The 20582-nt window shown below is 58.0% G+C and carries 13 protein-coding genes; all 13 read right to left on the bottom strand.

Annotated features, from left to right (window positions below; genetic code table 11):
- Positions 1-66: 66 nt before the first annotated feature.
- Positions 67-1158 (bottom strand): hypothetical protein, encoded by a 1092-nt coding sequence (locus P0M04_RS15070; protein WP_259450054.1) that lies wholly within the window; start codon positions 1156-1158, stop codon positions 67-69.
- Positions 1159-1266: 108 nt separating this feature from the next.
- Entirely contained in the window at positions 1267-3066 is a 1800-nt protein-coding gene (locus tag P0M04_RS15065) for a GNAT family protein (protein WP_259450053.1), read from the bottom strand.
- Positions 3067-3259: 193 nt separating this feature from the next.
- A complete protein-coding gene (locus P0M04_RS15060; RefSeq protein ID WP_259450052.1) occupies positions 3260-4354 on the bottom strand; it encodes a DUF6270 domain-containing protein in 1095 nt (364 codons plus the stop codon).
- Positions 4314-5270 (bottom strand): hypothetical protein, encoded by a 957-nt coding sequence (locus P0M04_RS15055; RefSeq protein ID WP_259450051.1) that lies wholly within the window; start codon positions 5268-5270, stop codon positions 4314-4316. The genes P0M04_RS15060 and P0M04_RS15055 overlap by 41 nt, the downstream gene beginning before the upstream one ends.
- Positions 5267-11233 (bottom strand): FkbM family methyltransferase, encoded by a 5967-nt coding sequence (locus tag P0M04_RS15050; RefSeq protein ID WP_259450050.1) that lies wholly within the window; start codon positions 11231-11233, stop codon positions 5267-5269. The genes P0M04_RS15055 and P0M04_RS15050 overlap by 4 nt, the downstream gene beginning before the upstream one ends.
- A 140-nt stretch (positions 11234-11373) precedes the next feature.
- Complete coding sequence (wecC, locus tag P0M04_RS15045) at positions 11374-12651, bottom strand: UDP-N-acetyl-D-mannosamine dehydrogenase (protein ID WP_259450049.1); 1278 nt, start codon at positions 12649-12651, stop codon at positions 11374-11376.
- A complete protein-coding gene (gene wecB, locus P0M04_RS15040; RefSeq protein WP_259450048.1) occupies positions 12638-13777 on the bottom strand; it encodes a non-hydrolyzing UDP-N-acetylglucosamine 2-epimerase in 1140 nt (379 codons plus the stop codon). The genes wecC and wecB overlap by 14 nt, the downstream gene beginning before the upstream one ends.
- Positions 13774-15519 carry a polysaccharide biosynthesis/export family protein gene (locus tag P0M04_RS15035; RefSeq protein WP_259450047.1) on the bottom strand — a complete coding sequence of 582 codons (1746 nt, stop codon included), beginning with the start codon at positions 15517-15519 and terminating at the stop codon, positions 13774-13776. The genes wecB and P0M04_RS15035 overlap by 4 nt, the downstream gene beginning before the upstream one ends.
- Positions 15520-15522: 3 nt before the next feature.
- Positions 15523-16608 carry a KpsE/RkpR family capsule polysaccharide export protein gene (locus P0M04_RS15030; protein WP_259450046.1) on the bottom strand — a complete coding sequence of 362 codons (1086 nt, stop codon included), beginning with the start codon at positions 16606-16608 and terminating at the stop codon, positions 15523-15525.
- Positions 16609-16676: 68 nt separating this feature from the next.
- Positions 16677-17342, bottom strand: coding sequence for an ABC transporter ATP-binding protein (locus P0M04_RS15025; RefSeq protein ID WP_259450045.1), 666 nt, complete (start codon positions 17340-17342; stop codon positions 16677-16679).
- Positions 17339-18127: an ABC transporter permease gene (locus P0M04_RS15020; protein WP_259450044.1), complete on the bottom strand. Its 789-nt coding sequence runs from the start codon at positions 18125-18127 to the stop codon at positions 17339-17341. The genes P0M04_RS15025 and P0M04_RS15020 overlap by 4 nt, the downstream gene beginning before the upstream one ends.
- Before the next feature lie 1024 nt (positions 18128-19151).
- Positions 19152-19703, bottom strand: coding sequence for a dTDP-4-dehydrorhamnose 3,5-epimerase (gene rfbC, locus P0M04_RS15015; RefSeq protein ID WP_259450043.1), 552 nt, complete (start codon positions 19701-19703; stop codon positions 19152-19154).
- 7 nt (positions 19704-19710) lie between these two features.
- A complete protein-coding gene (gene rfbA / locus P0M04_RS15010) occupies positions 19711-20580 on the bottom strand; it encodes a glucose-1-phosphate thymidylyltransferase RfbA (RefSeq protein ID WP_259450092.1) in 870 nt (289 codons plus the stop codon).
- Between the last annotated feature and the right edge of the window lie 2 nt (positions 20581-20582).

Genomic DNA, 20582 nt, shown 5'->3' with positions numbered 1-20582 from the left:
CCGAATCTGGTCCTCCCATGTTTGCGAGCATGTTTGGCGGCACAGAATGGCCGGCCAGCCAGCTTCTTATCCAGCACCCCGGTCACCGCCCAGCATACCGATGATCTTTTGAGCCATCTCGGGTGTTTCCGGCACATGCCCGTGCTCGTTCGTATAGACCCAGGCCAAATGCGTACCGGTGTGCGAGATCCCGTGCTGGACCTTGCCACCGAGCACCTGCCAGAATGGCTTGAAATGCACATCGTAGTGATGCACGTCCAATTCGTTCTGGATCATCACCGCGCGCGAACCCGTCATAGGGCTCCAGCGCCGGGTCATGTCGACCAGATGCCCGAACTCCGTACGGATCCGTTCACCTGGCAGCCCCCCAAAACACGTCTGGCGAACGAGGTCAACCTGCTCCTGCACGCTGTACGAGAGCGGATTGGTCTGAGCATTGATCGCAACTGCAGTCGACCCGGGGAAGCGCGCCGTTAGCGCCAATGAGGCGAAACCACCGGCGGATGAACCCCAGAACACGATGTTTTCGTTCGAAATCCTTTTTCCCAGCGCGAATTTGGCAATGATGTGTTCGATATCGTCAATCGCCGGATGTGCCGACGTGCCGAGACACCATCCGATACCGAGGTCGTCGTGCATTTCCAGGGTTGGATCGGCGATGCACAGCACATGACCGGGGAACGTCCCCTTGCTGGCCCACGTCCAGCGGCTGAATACCGGTAACCTCACCCGCCAACGCTCGACGGCTGAAGGCATCATCACAAACAGCTTCTTATTGGAAGCCGGATAGTACATGATGGGGCATTTCCAGAATCCGCCGTCTACCAGATAAGCGCGTTTATCCGGATCGGCTTCTGGAAATTCGTCGGCAGTCACTTGCAGCGGGTTCATGAACAGTGGCACCGACTTGACGACTTCCACCGTGCCATCCGCCCTCTTGGCAAACACGGCAACCCGGTAATAGCCCGGATGGCCTTCGGTATCGAACTCGAGGCTAGAGTCCTTTGAATACCATTTCACATGAACCCGAGTCTCGCTCCGAAACACATAAAAAGCGAGATCCACTTTGGATTCAAGCCCCTCCTGCAGGGTAACTCGACAGCTGAGTTGAGTACCATTCATTTCAGCAGCGACGCTGCGAATTTTATTTTCACTCATGGGGTAAACAAGAAAATATATATCATTTCAGATGCGCTTGGCCCGCGACCTCCCGGTGCGGCATCACTCTGGCTTATCGTATGCCCGCTATCGGCACACATCAATTTGTTATCGAATTTTCCGCAGGATCAGCCAGCAATCGAACCCGTTTGGCTGCGCCTTGGTTTCATAGTCGGCCAGGCCGGCGACCACGTAATCGCTTCCCTTGAAGCCAGTCCTGACATCATCTACCGACAGGTCAACAGACTTGAACCGCTTCTGGAAATAATCCATCAAGTTATGATTGATGCGCCTGTTTTTTTCGTTCAGGGTCCATGGGAACCACCTGGACAAAGCGGAAACCTTTTCAACATAATCCCGGTCGATCACACGCTTGAATTCGAACACGAGGATCGATTCCTTCGGCAGAACCTTTCGAAGCCCCTTCAGACCGGCCGACAAGAATTCTTGCAGACCGGAGAAAGGAATGTCCTGAAGCACGATCAAATGCGCACTCTGCGCAGTGAAATCACTCTCCTTGGGTTCGCTTGCTTCCTTATATTTGAGCAACTTGATCCCGGGGTTATTCTGGTTCAACTGCTGCAGCGCGAGATCAAGCGCCAGCATCCTGTTTTTTGCCAATGGCATATGAAGGAAATCATGTGTCGACGAGGCTTTTACCGCCTTGCTGGTTGTTGCACGCATTACCTTCTTTTCCGAAGGCGGCTCGGTGGATTTGGCCGGATGTTGGTCGTCCGGATTGGAAAAATAAGGGCTCAGGTCGCGCTTGTTTTGCGTTACCACCACCCTTTCCGGCATGAATCCAATGCTCCGCTTGAACAAGCCAATGCCTGCATTCGTGTTTCCCGCATGCGGATAGAGGTAGTTGATCGCCCGGACCCAGGGCCTGTGCGCGATGATGTCGCCGACCATCTCGCTCACCAGTAAATTCATCACGCCTTCCTGCAGGTGGTCGGCATGCCCGAGGATATGATTGACCTGTCCGAGTTCGCCATAAAAGAAAATGGTCGTATATGCAACCAGCCGACCATCCTTGAATACCCCGAAAAACCCTTCGCCATGGTGTTCGCAACCGTTACGGAACGGCTCATCAAACATACGGGTCGGGCGCACTTTATAGTATTCCGGAATCGGCTTTCCCTGCCGCTCAGGATTCGATGTCCGGATGGCCAGTACATCGTCGAGGTAATCGTCCGGATCGACTTTCCTGTAGGCGTAACCTTGCCGCTGCGCCTTGCGGATCATGTTTCGGGCCTTGTCTCCAATTTTTTCAAGATAGCTGGCATGGCTGTCCGGAATACGAAGCATCGCCGGTGTACCATTGAATACCGTTACCGGAATCTGTTCGCTATCTTCAAGGCGTAGAAAGCAGTTGACCCGGCCGACATCCTTGCTGTGACGGCTTCGCCGCGCCACGTCATCCATCGTCTCGAACCAATGCTGGCAGATCGCATGGCAGCTCGCGTTGCAGTCGACACCTTGTGCCATCAGACTCAGTCCGAGGATGGGGGGACGGGCCAGTTTGCTGAAATCCTCGAAGTCGTTCAGGAAAACGCGATCGCTAATGCTGTATTCCGATGAGAGTTGGGCACCATAGGCCTTGATCGAAAGATTCTGGAGCAGGATCGGATCATGATAATTCCACGAACGAACGCCGATCCGTTTGAGCGCAGCATGGGGCAGCAGGACGGTCTGCTGGACTTCTCCGGCCTGCGACGGTGCGTTCATATAGACATACGGGCCGATTCCAGAACTCGTGATCTTGTACTCGGCCAGGACATCTGGAGGCGGCGTTTGTACGAACTCGAACAAGAACAGCACGACGTTATTCGCGTCGGCCGGAAAAAAACGCACCGCTGCGCGAAGATCGATTTTTTCCAGATATCCTGCTTCGACGTTGAACCACATCGGGCGCCTGCTCACTACGAGCGATTGTATCTCCACCACCGGACTTTGAAAGGACGGGAAATTCATTTATTTTTAGAATGTGCTGTACCGAGAATCGGAAAAAAAAATGCAATCATGAGCTGGGCAAGCAGAAAACCAGGTAACGCTCGCCGTCGATTGCACTATCGACCATGTAGCCAAGGCCGAATTTCCCTCAATGAACCTGATCGATATGAAAGGCGAATTTCGACTTATGCCTTCTGGCGGCCATCTGGCCTGGCTCGACCGAATCCATGACAAGTGTGAAAATTACCACCTCGTAGTTTCCAGGTAAATGCCTTGTATCGAAGCGCATTCGCCTGTCGACCGAATAGGACTGTTTATGCACCAAGGTATTGTCTTTGAATATCAGGAAAAAGGTGCGATGCGCCGGACAGGATATCTTTCCAGACCACGCAAAGAGCTCGCCGCTTTTCAACAATAGAGCACCATCCTGACGCATGGCCAGGCACATGTTCGTCAACTGGTGCAGGGCGTCTGTATAGTAGGCATCGACATAATGGAAAGGTGCGATTCCCCACCGATGAGCAGGATTGCTGCGCAATACCTCATCCGAAAACTTCATCCAGCCCCGTTCGGGCACGTATCGCTCGAGCTCCCCATACATCCACGCCATCAGGCTATTGGCCGTTTCCCGCTGCTTCTCCTCCTGTGCCGGCAAAGGCATACCATCTTCCATGCGGTCGGCCCAGAATACCCTGTTGACGACGACGCGATCGGCCATGCCGTGTTCGGCAAGCAGCGCAAACAGGCGGTCGACGCCCGCTTTCCACAATTCACGATGACGTTCGCTCCCATTGCGGATCCAGCGCTCGCTGGAACGGTCTTTTGACGTGACGAGACCCGTCATCAGGAATTCGCTCGATACCGTCACGACCGCCCCCGGCGACGCCTCGTACAGATCAAAGCGTTCATCAATGAGATCGATGAGGATGATGTCGACGTCCTGGCAGGTTGACAGGTCGTGCAGCAGCGTTTTCTCCAGGTCGCGCCGTACCATCCGCCTCTGAAAATCGGAGCTGATACGCGCGTAATGATCGTCTTCCAAGCGAAATGGTTCGCTGCCGATCGACGCGAGGGATGATCGGGCGAAATAGTCCGTCAGGGTTATCGTACCCTTTTCGGCAAAATTCAAAATATCACGGGAAACGCAGCTGCCGAGTATCAGGACACGAGGTGTCGATTCACAAGATCGAGTCAACGCATCCTCACCGGTAATATCGTCCCACGGACAGCATCGGAAAGCCACGTGGCTTGTCCGGCGTGTATTCCACATAAATCAATGCGTCGACACTTTCCTTTCCTATAGGAAGCATAAATTTGTTGTGTCCCGCTTCATCAAAGCAGCCATCCATATTGAAGTCGTGGCCATATTCCTGGATCAAGGGCGATAACGAATCATCCCCCCGGGCCAATACGATCGTGCTTCCTACCCACATCGGCTTGCCGTATTTTTTGACTACCCTCTGATCTCCGGGCAACGAGCGAATCAGGACATTGCCGTTTTCGGTTTCCTGATAAGTTCGGAAGTCGAACGAGGACGGCGCGTATTCCCACGCACCGTCAACTCGCGTGAGTGCCGTCTTGTGGTAAATCTCGCCTTTGTAAAAATAGGCAAGATCGGCCTTGGTCAGACTGCCCTTCATTTCGCTGTCTGAGGCAAAAGCAAATCCGACTGCCTGTTCGAGCGGTTCATTTTTATACCTTATTTCTGACACGGTATAACCGTCGTGCGCCTTCGGATCGGCAACCCAGCGGTAAATGAAATCGGACCATGCCACTGAAAAGCCGTCACCGGTCGGCTGAATCGTCACCTTCACCTTGTTATCGGTCGATCCCTTGACGGTCATCACGGGACCATTCGAGCACGTTTTGTTACCGTAAGGCGCATGCATGTCGTGCACGTACCGCGTCGGTACGGTCGGCAGCATCTTCGCACTGTCGTAACGCGAGATGTCCATGCACCACGCCTTTTTGCCGCATTGCTTGATGACGCCGAGCTCGACGACATTTTCCGGTGCCGGCACATCGATCTTGTAGCCTGCGGCGAAGGTGAACACGGCAGGCAACGATAGCGCATCTTCCGAAGCCGCGCTGCCGCCCAGCAGACAACCCATCAGGAATAACGACGTGCGTGCTTTCATGAACGACTGGTTGTATCTCATGCCATCTCCTTGATTTCGGCGTCGACGATCTTTTCCTTGGCACTCTGCCGTTTTACGCGCAGCGCGGCCTGCTCGGACATCGCCATAAACAGTTCAGGATTCTCATACATTGCGGCGATGCCTTCCGCCATTGCGACCGCATCTTCTCCCGGTGCCAGAATACCGCATTGCTCGTCAACGAATTCGGGAATCGCGGTGACCCCGTTCGTCACCGGCACCAGGCCGGAGGCCATCGCCTCGTCGCGCGAGACGCCCTGAGCATCCATGCGGGTCGGCGACAGGAAGATTCCGTATTCCTTGTGCAGCGCCGCAATCTCGGACTGTTTCAGGAAGCGCCGCTCGATGAGCACGTTGCCATACTGGCGCAACGGTTCGAGCAGGGTATCGAACAGCGGGCCATCTCCGATCATCCGGAATTCCATGTCCTGGAACCACGGCTTTTCGGCGAGCAGCTGAATCGCCTTCACGCTCAGGTCATTGGCATACTTGGCCGATGCGTAGGGACGAATCGACAATACCTTGGTCCGCTGTTCCGCCGGTTTCGGCTGATAGCTGAACACATCCGTATCGATCGGATTATGGATGATCGTGTAGTGTTCCTCCGGAATGCGGAAGCCGATATCTTCCATGACCTCTTCGGCAAAGTAACGTGACACGAACACGAGTTTCAGGTTAGCCGGCATCGGACGCAGCAAGCCTTGCCAGAATTCCATACGCGCAGCGCTCTTCATCTTGGCGACCGTACGTTCCTCTTCCGTGGAGTAATTGTAGTCACGGCGGTGCCACGGCTGGATTTCCGCACCATGGACCCAGACCACGACCTTGATGCGGTCAATATGGTGCTGCAGCACTTCCCACATCGCCGGCTCCAGGAAGTGCACCATCACGGTCTTGTAGCGGCCGCTGGACAGCATTTGGTGCAGGACTTCCTGCGAACCGGTTGTCACATCGACGTCTGCGAATTCGTGATACGACACCGGCTCGGCAGGGCGCATCCGGAACACGTCGCAACGGATGCCGCGCTCGCGATATGCCATCACGCGGCTATGCACGAACCCGTTACGGTACAGGTCGTCGTAAGACGGGTAATGGTTGGTGAGGATCAGGCGGTCCGCCTTGCCGATGATTTCGGCCGGCTGCAGGTTGCGATGTCCCAGTATCAGACCCTTGATATCGCAGCTGCCGCCGGCATAGATGCGCAACCCGATGCGCACACTGACCGTACCGAGAGGAATCTCGGCGTCCTGGTTACGGTTCGCATGCTTGATCACGTGCGAGATCTTCTGCTTTTGCGCGTCAAGGAACACGAGCACCAGTTGCAAATTCAGGCCGGGTGTCGTGTCGAAATAGAACTCGGCCTTGTTGGTCCAGCCCAGGGTTTCGAGAGTAAAGTCCGTCGTAGCATACAGGTACTCGTGCTTGCCGTCCCCGAGTTGCGACCGGAAGCACCAGTTGTCGCCGTCGAACTCGGCTTGAATGGCGGCGCTCGGCGCCCTGCCGAACGCTTCGGACAGGCGCTTGCCGCTGATCATCTCGCCTTGTTCAGCGCCTTCCGCAGCGGGCGGAATGCGCTCCGCCAGGCGCAGCAGTTCCGCGACCGGGACACCCGTGTCCAACCCCTGCAAGTCGCAGACCGCAGTGGTCACCAGATCAAGATCGGCGCCGTGCTGGCCATTGCGACAATAGTTGAATTCATCGATAGCGAGCCCATGTTCCGTACCCAGCGCGGAGGTTGGCAACACGGCCAACCAGGATGCCGCGTTCGCCTCCGCGACGCATGCCAGGCGCACCGCCGCACTGCGCAGGGCAAACTGCGGAGCCGGACGGTATGCCGTTCCTGCCGCATGCATGGCAACCGCGCCGTTGTCCCACGCATAGTGCGCGTTCTTGCCGATGACTTGCGCCCCAGAGTACGTGGTGGCCAGCGCGATGTCGAGCAGGTAATTGGGGCCGTAGTAATCCTGCGCCACCATGCCGGCAACGAAATCCGCGCCTTGTGCGATGGTGCCGATGTCGAGCGTTGCGGCATCGGCGTGGGGCAGGAAGCGTACCCGCTCGTCCGTCGAAGGCACGGGCGTGAAGTTCATGCCGAGCAGCACATGCACGCGGCAATGCGCGTAGGTCTGGCGCGCGACGCTCGCACGAACCATGTCCAGTTCAGTCTGGTTCGCCGCAGTGGCCAGCACGGCGATCGCCGGCTGCCGGACCTCGGCGGAGCCGCCGGAAACCTTGGCGAACACGTAGGCCAGGCGCTGTTCGTACGTATGCTCCTGCAGCACCTTGCGCAGAGCGGCGAGGCGCAGCTTCGCGCTGCGAACTTCATCGCCGGCGACGGTTTCGAGATGACGCACCATTTCGTGACCACTGTCGGTCGTGATGACCAAGTCACCGAACATCAGACGGATGCCACGAGAGAAATTACTGACCGTGATCGTGTTAGATGCCATCAATTCGAACACACGGCGCGCAAACATGGTCTGCGACTGCTTGATCGAATTCAGGTTAATGGCGTAACGATAGCCCTTGTAAGCCTTGTCGATCTGGTCGAACGGAAGTGTCCCGACGATATACGGCTGGTACTCCGGCGGAAACTGGTAATTCGGATCGTTCTTGCCGTAGTTGCGGTCGTAGATTTCCACCGGCCGGAATCCCGGCAACTCGCTGATGAAATTGCCCAGATCCCGGGTGCGGTCGGGGTAGCGTACATAGTAGGCGCCCGCGAAGCAGAACGCGTCCTTGCGTTCGTAGGTCTCGATCGGGTGGTTGTTCTTCGGCTGGCATGCGAACGGCAGCAGGAACACGTTGTCGTGCTTTAGCGCCGCCTTGTAGCGGTGGATGCAATCGATATCGGTCGTGAACACGCAGTCGAACAGCATGGCAGTGCTCAGGAATGTCTCGAAGTGAACCGGGTCTTCCTTGTTCCAGAAGACGGTCGGCACGCCGTGCTGGCGGCACCATGCGACGATACCCTGCAGTTCCTGGCTGTTGTGGCCGACCTTGCTGCCCCACAGTTCATCCTTACCGCGCCACGCCGACTCGATGAACAGCAACTCCGGCTTGAACGACTCCAGTTCGGTCTGCCAGTGGGCCGGCGTCAGTTGGAACAGGTCGCACTCGGACCGGTACGAACCGAACGTGAACTCGTCCATGATGCAGGCGACTTTCAGATGGCGCAGGTCGCGCGGCAACACCTGGGATGCCTCCGCGGGCTGCTCCTGCTGCTTGATCTCGGCAATGACGTCCATGGCCTCGACCTGTGCGTCCGACACGATTGGTGCGATTGGTGCTGCTTTTTCGACTTTGTCCAGTGGCGGCGGTGCCGTTCTGGCGACCGCGGGCGCCTGCGCGGCCGGGACGATATTAACCGGCTGCAGTTTCTGCAGGCGCTGCTCCTTTTGCTTGCGGCGCTTGACCACCTCCTTGCGCCATGCAAGCAGGGCCGACGGTATGCCGATGAAACCACGGACCGACTTAAAACCGTTGATCAGGATATAGCCGAGCTGGAACGACAAGCTGGCACGGGTCTTGATGACCTGCTGCTCGGCCTGCATCTTTTGTTGGCGAACCCGTTCCAGCTGGTGATTGGTTTCCTTCAATCTTGTCTTGTGGTTGGTCAGTTCAAGCTTCAGCTGCTCCAACTGCCGCTTGTGTTCGTAGGCTTGCGCCTGGCTGCTTTGCACGCGTGCTTTCAGCTGCGGGATCTCTTCGTTGTTGATCCGGCGGTATTTCAAGTTGACGTCGTTGAGCTGACGGCCAAGATCGGTGGCGCGCTCCCTGGCGACCCGGTACTCCTGTGTCGTATTGTTCAGCTCAGTCTTGACCTGTTTCAGGTCCGTCTGCGCGGCACGGTACTGTAACTGGGCGAGGGTCAACTGCGCGCGCGCTTCCTCCTCCTTCCGCTCGATCTGGCGCCGCACCTCGGCTTCAGCCGCGATCTTTGCGTTCAGGTCGCTGACGCTTTCCGTGGCGGTGTGATAGCTCGTCGTCACCTGGTCGAGCTGGTTCTTCAGTTGGTGCAGTTCGACCTGAGTGTGCCCCCATAACTGCTCAGCGCCGCGCGCCGCCTGCTCTTCCTCGGCCACGCGTTGCTTCAGCGCCGTCACCTCCGTCATGGCCTGACGACATTTTTCATTCGCGGCATCGAGAGCTTCGCTTTCCGCCTCGTATTTTGCATTCGCGGCGTCGAGCGCTTCCTTCTCGGCCTCGTATTTTGCATTCGCGGCGTCGCGTGCTTCCTTCTCTGCCTCGTATTTTGCATTCGCGGCGTCGAGGGTTTCCTTCTGGGCCTGATACATTGCGTTCGCAGCTTCCAGAGCTTCTTTCTCAGCCTGATAACGCGCCGTCATTTTGCCGAGTTCATCCTTCAGCTGCTCCATCGCAGCCTGGACCTCGCCCCACAGTTTCTCGGCGCTGCGTGCTGCCTGCTCTTCCTCGGCCACGCGCTGCTTGAGCGTCGCGATCTGGTTCACCGATTCGCGATACTTGTTGTTCGCGGCTGCCAGCGCATCCTTCTCGACCTGCAACTGGACCTCGACACGCACCAGTTGTTTTTCGACCTCGTGCGCACCATTGCTGGCCTCCTGCCAGTCCTGGCGCAACTTGTTGATTTCCTCGACTAAGGCACCGCGCTCCGCCAGCAGGCGGGCCTGGGTCTCGACGAGCTGGGCCTGGGTTTTCGCGGCCGATTCGGCGGCCATCTTCGTCAGGGAATCGTCATGTTCGGCCTTGCGGCGGACCTCCTGCACCTGTTCGGTCACCACGCGATATTTTCGATTGGCCTCGTGCAGGCTGTCGCGCGTCGTGGCCAGCTGGTCGTTCGCCGTCGTCAGCTTGTCCGTGAGCTCACGCACCGCCGCGGCCTGCCGTTCACTGTCGGACTCAGCACGGTTGCGGCCGGCAGTCGCCTCGGCAGCCTGGGCACGTGCGACCTCGAGGGTGGCTTCGATACGAATGAGTTGCTTTTCTGCGTCGTGCGCAGCCTCACGATGCGACTCGGCCAGTCCGCTCAGGCGCTGTATCTCCTGCTGCAGACTGGCGCGTTCAGCTTCCAGCCGGTTGCGCATTTCCACGAGTTGGCCTTGCGCATCGTTAGCGACCTGCTCCGCCCTCGTACGAGCCGCTTCCTGTTGCGTCAGCTGGACTTTCAGGTTGGCGATCTGCTCGTTCGCCGCTCGGTATTTCAGGTTCGCGCTGTCCAACATCTCGCGCGTCTTGGCGATCTGTTCTTGCAACTGATAAATATCTTGCGCCCCCTTCAATTGCAGGCGCGACAGGCGCTGGTCGACCGTGGTCTGCTCACTGGGTAGGAACAGATGGGTCGGGGTCGCATTGAACGTATCCCAATAACCGTAATTTTTTGCAACCATCCACTCGTGCACCTGACGGAAGCTGACCTGGTCGGCGCATTCCACGTAGACAATCGGCCGATCACGCCCGATCAGCCCGGCAGCACCTTCCAGCACATCCAGTTCCATCCCTTCGACGTCGATCTTGACGGCCTTAACCTGCGCCGGGAAATCGATGCTGTCGAGCGGTGCGATTTCGAGTGGCCCCTCGCCGCCGGTAATGCTCTGCGCCCCGAGGTTGTCCGGAATATTCTTGGCGAACTGGCCGCGGCCGGCGCGTTTGCCCAACCCGAGTTCGCGCACGTCCACCTTGCCGTCCAACGCATTCAACGCCAGGCTTGCGCGGAGAGCCTCAGCCAGCTTCGCATTCGGCTCAAAAGCGACCACCCGGCATCCGACGACGGCCGCAAGGTACATCGTATGGTTGCCGATGTTCGCGCCCGCATCCACGACCAGGTCGTCGGCCGCAAGACGGGTGCGCATGTCCTCAAGCATCGGCAGCTCGTACGGTACGTGCTCGGTCGCGAGCTTGCGCTGGATATAGTCGATGTCAGCGTTCGGGAGCAGCATTCGGTACGAAACGCCGTCGGCCGACAGCTCAAAAACATTGTCTGACATTTGGGAAGGGACGCTTGGTTGAGTGGACGATTTCATTGGTCGGGTTGCGCGGGCAAGCCGTCGACGGCTCGGGGCTGCCCAATGTGAGATACACAGGTCAGGCAGGGATAGCCAACGTATGGGCGTCCCTGCCCGACTACTCAGCGGGTGTGGAGAATGCCTACGGCATCGATCACGTGGGAATGGTCGCGGAGCTGCTGCGCCAGCTCGACGAAAGGACGGTGCTTGACCAGCACGGCAATCACGTCGGCGTTGGCGATGGCTTCGGACGGGGCGACGAGCGGGAACTTGGCCAGGGATGCCGGCAGCTGCTCGACATTCGGCTCGCTCAACATGAGTTGCGCACGCGAACCAGCGGCAATCTTCTCGGCGATATGCAGCGCCGGGCTTTCACGCAGGTCGTCAATATCGGGTTTGAACGCCAGACCGAGAACGGCCACCTTGATCTCCTGTTCCGGTTTGCCGGTGGCGACCAGAGCGGCGACTTCGGCGCGGATGCGCTCGCACACCCACTCCGGCTTGCTGTCGTTCACTTCGCGTGCGGAGCGGATCAGGCGTGCCTGTTCAGGCGTCTTGTCAACGATGAACCACGGGTCGACGGCGATGCAATGGCCACCGACGCCGCAGCCCGGCTGAAGGATGTTGACGCGCGGGTGGTGATTTGCCAGGCGGATCAGTTCCCAGACATCGATACCGATCTTATCGCTTATCAGCGACAACTCGTTCGCGAACGCGATGTTCACGTCGCGAAAGGCGTTCTCGGTCAGTTTCGCCATTTCGGCCGTACGAGCATTGCTGAACAAGAGCTGCCCCTGCACGAACACGCGATAGATGTCGGCCGCGCGCTGCGAGCACGCCGGCGTCATGCCGCCGATGATACGGTCGTTCTCGATCAGTTCGGTAACGACACGGCCCGGCAGGACGCGCTCGGGGCAATAGGCGACGTGGATGTCGATCTCATCGCAATTGGCACCGGGTACCGGGAAACGCAGGTCCGGACGTGCGGCCGCCAGCCATTCGATCATCGCCTCAGTGGCGCCCACCGGCGAGGTCGACTCGAGGATCACGGTGTTGCCCTTGCTAAGCACAGGTGCGATCGATTCGGCGGCCGCCTTGACGTAGGCCAGGTCCGGCTCATGGTTGTCCTTGAACGGCGTCGGCACCGCGATCAGGAAAGCGTCGGCCGGTTCCGCTTTCGTAGTGGCGCGCAAATACCCTTCGGTCACGGCGGCATGTACGATGATGTCGAGATCCGGCTCGACAATGTGGATACGCCCCTGGTTGATGATATCGACCGCTTCCTGGTTAATGTCGACGCCGATGACCTCCACCTTGCGGGAGGCAAACATGGCGGCAGTCGGCAAGCCAATGTAGCCCAGGCCAATAACGGATACCGATTTCACTTTATGCTGCAGCATGGGGGTCCTTGTATGTTTTAATGATATTGACGATGCGCTGGCACGCGGTGCCATCGCCGTAGGGGTTGTGAGCAAAACTCATGCGATCGTATTCCTGCTGGTCGGTCAGCAGGGTAGCGACGGCCTGTTTGATCGATTCCGGGTCAGTACCCACCAGGCGGACGGTGCCGGCGGCCACGGCCTCCGGGCGTTCCGTCGTGTCGCGCATCACCAGCACCGGCTTGCCGAGCGACGGTGCCTCTTCCTGGATGCCGCCCGAATCGGTCAGGATGATGTGCGAACGCGTCATCAGATAGACGAACGGCAGGTAGTCCTGTGGCTCGATCAGATGAACGTTGGTGAGGCCCTTGAGGATGCGTCCCACGGGTTCGCGCACGTTCGGGTTCAAGTGAACCGGATAGACGAAATCGGTATCCGGAAAATCCTGCGCGAGGTCGCGGATCGACGCGCAGATGCGCTCGAAGCCGCCGCCGAAATTCTCCCGGCGGTGGCCGGTGATCAGCACCATGCGCGCGCTGTCGCGCAGGAACGGGAACCGGGCGCGCAGCGAGTGTTCGAGCGCGGCATCGTGTTCGAGTTTTTCCTTCACCCAGAGCAGCGCGTCGATCACGGTGTTACCGGTCACGTGGACGGCTTGCTGGTCTGTGTTTTCGCGCAGCAAATTCTCGCGCGACTGCTGGGTCGGCGCGAAATGCAACGCCGCCAGCGCGCCGGTGAGCTTGCGATTAGCCTCCTCCGGCCAGGGCGACAACAAATTGCCGGTACGCAGGCCCGCTTCCACGTGGCCGACCGCAATTCGCTGATAGAACGACGCCAGCGTGGTACTGAACGTGGTCGAGGTATCGCCATGCACCAGCACTAGATCCGGACGGAACTCGGTCAGCACCGGCTCGATGCGCGTCATGATCTCGGTCGTGATACCGGACAGCGTCTGGCCCGGCTTCATGATGTCGAGATCGTAGTCCGGCGTGATTTCGAACAGTTCGAGAACCTGGTCCAGCATCTGCCGGTGCTGCGCGGTAACGCACACGCGGGCATCGAGGTCAGCCTGTTGTGCCAGCAATTTTACGAGGGGGGCCATTTTGATGGCCTCGGGGCGGGTCCCGAACACAGTCAATATTTTCATAATCCGAGTGCAACTTTCGCCGAGATGGCAATTTGATAAATCACTTGCGTTACTTCCTTCCAGATCTGACGCGACTTCACATCAACTTTTGGCAATACCATGATTTCATCGCCGGCCTTCAATGCCGACAAATTGTTACTGTCGTCGAAACTACCATCCGGATGGGCGATGATGATACGCGATGAGTCGGCATGTTGGGTCAAACCACCGGTTACGCGCACATAATCTTCCAGGCCCCACTTCGGATCGTAAGCCACGGCATTCGGGAACAGCACTTCCCCGCTGACCAGCACCAGGCTACCTTTCGCGGGAATCCGCAGGGTGTCGCCGTTTTCCAGCACCAGGTCGTTCAGGTTGGCGGCACGCGAAATCACCACCTGCCCGCGCGGCGTGATCTTGCGCGCACGCTCGACCCACTGCAGCATCAGGCCAGCTTCCTCCTTGCGCAATTGCGCTTCCTCCGCGGTGCCGCTGCGGGCGGTGAGCACGGCCTGTTGCAGGTTCGACAGCGAAGTGTCGAGCAACTCCTTCTGCCGCTCCTGCACGCTGTGGCGGAACAGCTGGATGTTCTGCATATCCGATTGCGCCGAGGGCTTGATCTGCGAGAGCAGCATTCCCATCGATGCGCCGTAGGGCAGCACGTATTCCCGCATGCTCTGGTGCTCGCCATCGACGCGGACGGTGATCGTTCCCGGCTTGGTGTCGGACGTAAATTCCACCTCGTCGCCATCGAAAATGCGCACGTCCGTCGCTGTGGAGAGCGAATAATAGTCGATATTGCGCACCGTGCCCGAGTTACGCACGATGCGAACATTCGTTGCCTGCGATGTCGGTTTGGCAAGCGCCATCACGTCGGCCAGGGTGATCGACTTGTCGACGAACTCGAACCGCTTGGCGTTCTCGGCAAAACCCTCCACCTTGACGGTATGGTGACGCGGCTCGACGAAGATCACGTCGCCGTCGCCAAGCTGGATCATCGGCATCACTCCGTTCAGCAGGAAATCGTAGAGGTTGACCGAGGTACGGACCTGCTGGCCGCGCTTCACCACCACGTTCAAAAAACTGCCGCGCTCGGTATCGATGCCGCCAGCGCTGTCGAGATAATGCAGCAGGCTGTCCATGCTCGTACCGTTGTACAGCCCGGGGCGCCGGACATTGCCGCCGACGAAAACGCGTACGGGCTGCGCCTTAGCCAGGCTCGCATACACCGCCACATTGGCACGGAAGACCTTGCGCACCGATGCCTCGACGACCTGCTGCAGGTCGCGGTTGCGCACACCCAGCACCTGCACCGGCCCCACCTGCGGAACAAAGACATTCCCCTTCGGGTCGACCGTGAAGACACCCTCGAAATTGAACCCGCCCCAGAACCGCATCATCAGCTGGTCGCCGACCGCGATGAGGTAGTCCGGGTTGAACTGCATCGCGCCCTGCTGCAGGAAGCTGCCGCTGAATAGCTTGGCGCCGAACACGTCGCTCTTCGTGTTCACGGAATAGTCGAATTTTTCCGGTGCCGGGGCGCCGGCCTCGACGGTATTCATCGCTTCCAGCTGGGTGCCTGCCCCATATTGGTTCATGGCCGCGGCCGGCGACAGCGACATCGAGCCCTCGGCACCGGCAGGTGCCTTGATCTCGACTGCCGCTTCCTTCGCCTTGGACTGGGTATTACCGGTACGCTGCGCGGCAACGGCGTTCGACATCGCCGCAACCAGCGCCAAGCTCATAACAAAAGAAAATCGCATGCATTAATCCTTATGGTCGCGAATGATAGCCGCCAGCAAGGTAAGAATGCCGGCCACGAGCATCGTGACGAGAATGAAAGTGACAATGTTGTACAAACGGCGCGGCTGGAGCGACTCTTCCGGCAGCGTCGGCGCCTGGAGCACGGACACCTTCTTCAGCGTGCGCGTGACTTCGACGCGGCCTTTCTCAAGGCCGGCCAGCGCGGTCTTGTACACATCCTCGGCAAAACCGGCCTCCATCTGCAGGCGCTGGTACTCTTCGACCGTGCTGTTGAGCGACTTGCCGCTCTTGCCCGTCAGGCGGCTCTGCTGCTCGGCGATCTGTTTGTCAATGGCTGCGATCTGGACGTTCAGATCCACGACGCCCGGCGCCTCCGGCGTCAGGTAGGCCAGCAGCGCGACGCGGCGGGTATCCAGCTCGACGCGCGTAGCACGCAGCTTGTTAATACTGCCGACGTCGGTTTCGGCCGTGTTTTCCGGCGATACCATGTCGTGCTTGTTCTGGAAGTTCAGTACGGCCAGGCGCGCCTGCTGGTAACGCGCCGCCATCGACGCCACCTGCTTCTCCAGGAACGTGACCTGCGATTCGGCCAGGTGATGGCCGATCTCGTTCATGTAGTTTTCACCTTCGGACAGGAGCGTCTGGGTGATGGCCTGGGCCGTCTTCGGGTCGGAAGCCTGGGCCTTGATCACCAGCACACCGGAGTAGTCGTCGAACTCGACACTGATACGCGACAGGTAGTAACGATAGAACTGTTCCTGGGTCGCGGACGGCGACAACCGCGACAGAGGATCCTGCCGCGGGTCGCTGAAGTGCGCCTTCAGGCGCATCTTCGCGTCCAGCTTTTTCATCATGTCGGTCGACAACAGATAGCTGCGCAGCAGAAGCTGTTCGGGCCGGTTGTTGCCGCCGCCGCCGCCGCCCAGCAGCGAGCCGAGATCGACACTCTTTTCCGCGCCGAGCTGCGTGTGTTCGATCAGGACATCGGCTTCCGACACGTAACGGTCGGACGCGATGACGCCCCAGTACACGGTTGCGCCGACACAGAGTGCCGCGGCGAAGCGCCATATGTTCTTTTGATTCGTCACGAATCGGGTAACGGCAACGAGGCCCGCCTTCGGGCTCTTAACGCGTACCGTTTCTTTAGTGCCATCCCTCATGCGCCTATGCTTTCCTTGTAATTTGCCAATGCGTCTTCAATGTCGTCGAACCAGTATGCGGATCCTTCATGCAGCCAGATGCCGGCCTGGCAAAACTGGCGCAGCGTTTCCTCGCTGTGCGACACCATGATCAAACCGGCATGATCGGCAACGCGCTTAAAAGCCGCCGCCGCCTTGTTGGTGAACGAGATATCGCCGGCTGCTGTGACTTCGTCCGAAATATAGACGTCGAAATCGAACGCCATCGACATGGCGAATTGCAGTCGCGAGCGCATGCCCGACGAATAAGTCTTGACCGGATGATCGAAATAATGGCCGATCCCGGCGAAATCCTGGATATAGTCCAGGCGGTCCTGCATGTCATGGTCGTGACCATGGATGCGGCAGACGAACTTCGCGTTCTGCCGCCCCGTCAGCGAACCCTGCAGACCGCCGCCATAACCCATCGGCCACGATACGCGGCAATGCCGTTCGATCTTGCCCTTGGTGGGCGTATCGATGCCGCCGATCAGGCGCAGCAGGGTAGATTTGCCCGCGCCGTTACGCCCGACCAGGCCGACATTGACTTTCGGCGCGATCGTGAAATTCAGGGACTTCAGTATCCAGCGTCCGGCGCCATGACTCGTCATGTAGCGCTTGTGTACGTCTTCGACAATAATCATTCCGCGACCAGCTGACGTGAAAAACGTAAATGCAGGGAGAGTCCGAAAAACACCGTGACCAGTGCAAATCCATACACGTAGGCTAGGCTCGCTTCCGATACCGGGTGATAGTGAGCAAAATATGCACCGCGCAGAATTTCTAAACCATGAAGAAAGGGATTCACTAACAGGTAATCCCGGTAAGGCTGAGGAATCGTGCTTGCGGGAATCATTACGCCAGAAATGAAATACAGTGGGGTGACGAGAATGTTGACCACTTTGCCCAGTTCGGCCACGAGTTTCGTCGCCGCCGACAAGATCAGCCCAAGCCCCAGTCCGCACAACCACAAGGCGAACACCGTTGCCATGACAAGCAGCGGATCGTCGGGCAGCACGTTGTAATGGAACAGGCTGGCACCGGCGAGAATCAGGATGGCACTCAACAGGTTCAGAAAGCCTTCCAGAGCCGCACGCACCAGCACGGTGTCGATCGGCTTGACCTGGCGATACGTGAACAATGCGCCGTTTGCATGAATTGCCTCCATGCTTCTCAAGAAAGTATTTCGCGCGAAATAGAACCCCAACAAGCCGGTCACGACGAACATGGCACCATCGACGCCCCCTACCATCTTGTGATAGACGAAACCGAACAGGGTCATGATGAAAATCAGGTAAGCCAGCGGCTCGAACAACAGCCATACCCAGGCCGCGCGCCCGGCGGCGAGCCTGGTCACCGCCTCCCGCAGGAACAACGCTTTCCACGTTGCCAAGGCAATTTGTAAGGATGAGCGAGTCAACTGCGTCATGTTATCAATACGAAATCGAGTAAAAATTCATTAGTTTTGATCAGCTCTAATACCGTCACCACGCGCGTCTTACAAAAGGAAAAGGCCGCCGCCTCCCAAGGGCCGTCCAATTCGATTGCAAGGGTTATCAATGCTGACGAACACTATATTTAATCGTTCGCCCCCTCATGGATACGCGTGCAGGAGCCGGCCGGGACAAGTGCACAGTGGGTGAACCCTACAGTGCAGCGAACTGTCCAGCAAAGACTGTTCCTGCTAAGGAAACTCGGCTATGAAGTCACCGAAGGCGCACCCGGCATTGCCGAGAGGTTCAGTTTCTCTACCACCGGCATGATAGTTGGTTACCGCAATCATCTTGCGGTCACGAAGCGTGATGTACGTCACCAAGAATTTTACTTCAGAGCTACCTTTAGTTCTACCTGTTGGAGAATTTTTTTGTCCGCTCGGCGATGCCGTGACGGGACACTTCAGTATTTACATGAAACAATTCATAGTAGCTTGTTAAAGGAAAATCATAGAAGAATTAGCGCCATACAAAAGGTAATTAGCGAACGCGAAATAATAATTGCAAATATCGTCACTTAAGTTTACGTTCAGTATTTTAAAACTTCACATTTGTGTTTATAAAATCATAACTGAAGAAAAATTTTTCCCATTGGAAACATATTCTAAGGAAATGTAATTTTTTGTTTCCGTTGCGCGAATCAAACACTGAGCATGCATTTTCGTCATTTCCCACTGGACAATTAAGCACATTCTGAGCAAGGGTACACGCGCGTAAACGCGCGGCCCACTGACAGCACAGAACGAGCTAGCGCCGCCAACCGACGTGAAGGGCAAACAAAAAGTTCAACCGGAATGAGTTTGCAGCGGCCGTGATTGATTCACGGCAATGCACAGATGCATTTAGATTCCGTGCGAGATGTGAGCTGGCTTAGTCACGTGATAGGTAAGAAGCTAGTGTTGCTGGCGCAATAACATCGGCAACCCCGTATGACTGCCACCTGACCAGCATACGGGAGGGTTAGTCGAACAGGTCAGCCGTCTGCAGCGGCACGCCGGCAGCATCCTTGGCGGCAAGCTGCGGTTCGAAATCGATAGGCCACTGGATACCGATCGCCGGATCGCTCCACAGCAACGAACGCTCATGCGCCGGATACCAGTAATCAGTCGTCTTGTAGAGAAACTCAGCTGTTTCACTGAGTACGACGAACCCATGCGCAAAACCGGGCGGGACCCACAATTGCTTGTGATTCTCGGCGCTCAGCACTTCACCGACCCAGCGACCGAACGTTGGGGAGGACTTGCGCAGGTCGACGACGACGTCGAACACGCTACCCTGCACCGCGCGCACCAGTTTTCCCTGCGCATTTTGAATCTGGTAATGGAGACCGCGCAGAACGCCTTTCACGGACTTGCTGTGGTTGTCCTGCACGAACGAAACATCCAAGCCTGTCGCCTCGCGGAAGTCGCGCGCATTGTAGCTCTCGAAAAAGAAGCCGCGCGCGTCGCCGAAGACTTTCGGCGTCAGCACCAGCACATCGGGAATGGCGGTCGGGGTAACGGTATATGGCATGGACGGATTATTTCAACAGGTTCAAAAGATATTTGCCGTAGCCGTTCTTGGCCAGCGGCGCCGCGAGTTGCTGCAGCGCGGCCGCGTCGATCCAGCCCTGGCGGTACGCGATCTCTTCCGGGCACGCCACCTGCAGGCCCTGCCGCTTCTGCAAGGTCGCAATGAAGCTGGCCGCCTCCAGCAGGCTGTCGTGCGTGCCTGTGTCGAGCCAGGCGAAGCCGCGGCCCATGATCTCGACGTTCAGCTTGTCGCGCTCGAGGTAGCAGCGGTTGACGTCGGTGATCTCCAGTTCGCCACGCGCCGACGGCTTGATGTCGGCCGCCACGTTGCAGACGTCGTTGTCGTAGAAGTACAGTCCGGTCACGGCATACGACGACTTGGGCTGCTTCGGCTTTTCCTCGATGCTCAGGGCACGCTGCTGCGCGTCGAACTCAACGACGCCGTAGCGTTCCGGATCGTGCACGTGGTAGGCGAACACGGTGGCGCTGTCGGTGCGTTCGTTGGCGCTGTGCAGTTGTTTTACCAAGTCGTGGCCGTAGAAAATGTTATCGCCAAGCACCAGCGCGCTCGGATCGTTCCCCACGAAATCCTTGCCGATGATGAACGCCTGGGCCAGGCCGTCCGGCGAGGGTTGCACGGCATACTGGATATTCATGCCCCAGCGGGCGCCGTCGCCGAGCAGCTCGGCGAAACGGGGCGTGTCCTGCGGGGTGCTGATGACGAGCACGTCGCGGATGCCGCTCAGCATCAGCGTGCTGAGCGGGTAATACACCATCGGCTTGTCGTAGACCGGCATCAGCTGTTTGCTGACGGCCTGCGTCACCGGATACAGCCGCGTGCCGGAGCCGCCGGCCAGGATGATGCCTTTACGCTTGATTT

It is taken from the genome of Telluria mixta (genome assembly GCF_029223865.1).
Lineage (GTDB): Bacteria > Pseudomonadota > Gammaproteobacteria > Burkholderiales > Burkholderiaceae_D > Telluria > Telluria mixta.
This window is presented reverse-complemented; position numbering and strand designations above follow the sequence as displayed.

Excerpts from the sequence above, each read along its gene's own strand:
- P0M04_RS15055 (WP_259450051.1), bottom strand. The coding sequence starts at position 5,270 with ATGAGATACAACCAGTCGTTCATGAAAGCACGCACGTCGTTATTCCTG.
- wecC (WP_259450049.1), bottom strand. The coding sequence starts at position 12,651 with ATGCTGCAGCATAAAGTGAAATCGGTATCCGTTATTGGCCTGGGCTAC.
- rfbC (WP_259450043.1), bottom strand. The coding sequence starts at position 19,703 with ATGCCATATACCGTTACCCCGACCGCCATTCCCGATGTGCTGGTGCTG.
- P0M04_RS15025 (WP_259450045.1), bottom strand. The coding sequence starts at position 17,342 with ATGATTATTGTCGAAGACGTACACAAGCGCTACATGACGAGTCATGGC.
- P0M04_RS15020 (WP_259450044.1), bottom strand. The coding sequence starts at position 18,127 with ATGACGCAGTTGACTCGCTCATCCTTACAAATTGCCTTGGCAACGTGG.
- P0M04_RS15070 (WP_259450054.1), bottom strand. The coding sequence starts at position 1,158 with ATGAGTGAAAATAAAATTCGCAGCGTCGCTGCTGAAATGAATGGTACT.
- P0M04_RS15035 (WP_259450047.1), bottom strand. The coding sequence starts at position 15,519 with ATGCGATTTTCTTTTGTTATGAGCTTGGCGCTGGTTGCGGCGATGTCG.
- P0M04_RS15050 (WP_259450050.1), bottom strand. The coding sequence starts at position 11,233 with ATGTCAGACAATGTTTTTGAGCTGTCGGCCGACGGCGTTTCGTACCGA.
- wecB (WP_259450048.1), bottom strand. The coding sequence starts at position 13,777 with ATGAAAATATTGACTGTGTTCGGGACCCGCCCCGAGGCCATCAAAATG.
- P0M04_RS15065 (WP_259450053.1), bottom strand. The coding sequence starts at position 3,066 with ATGTGGTTCAACGTCGAAGCAGGATATCTGGAAAAAATCGATCTTCGC.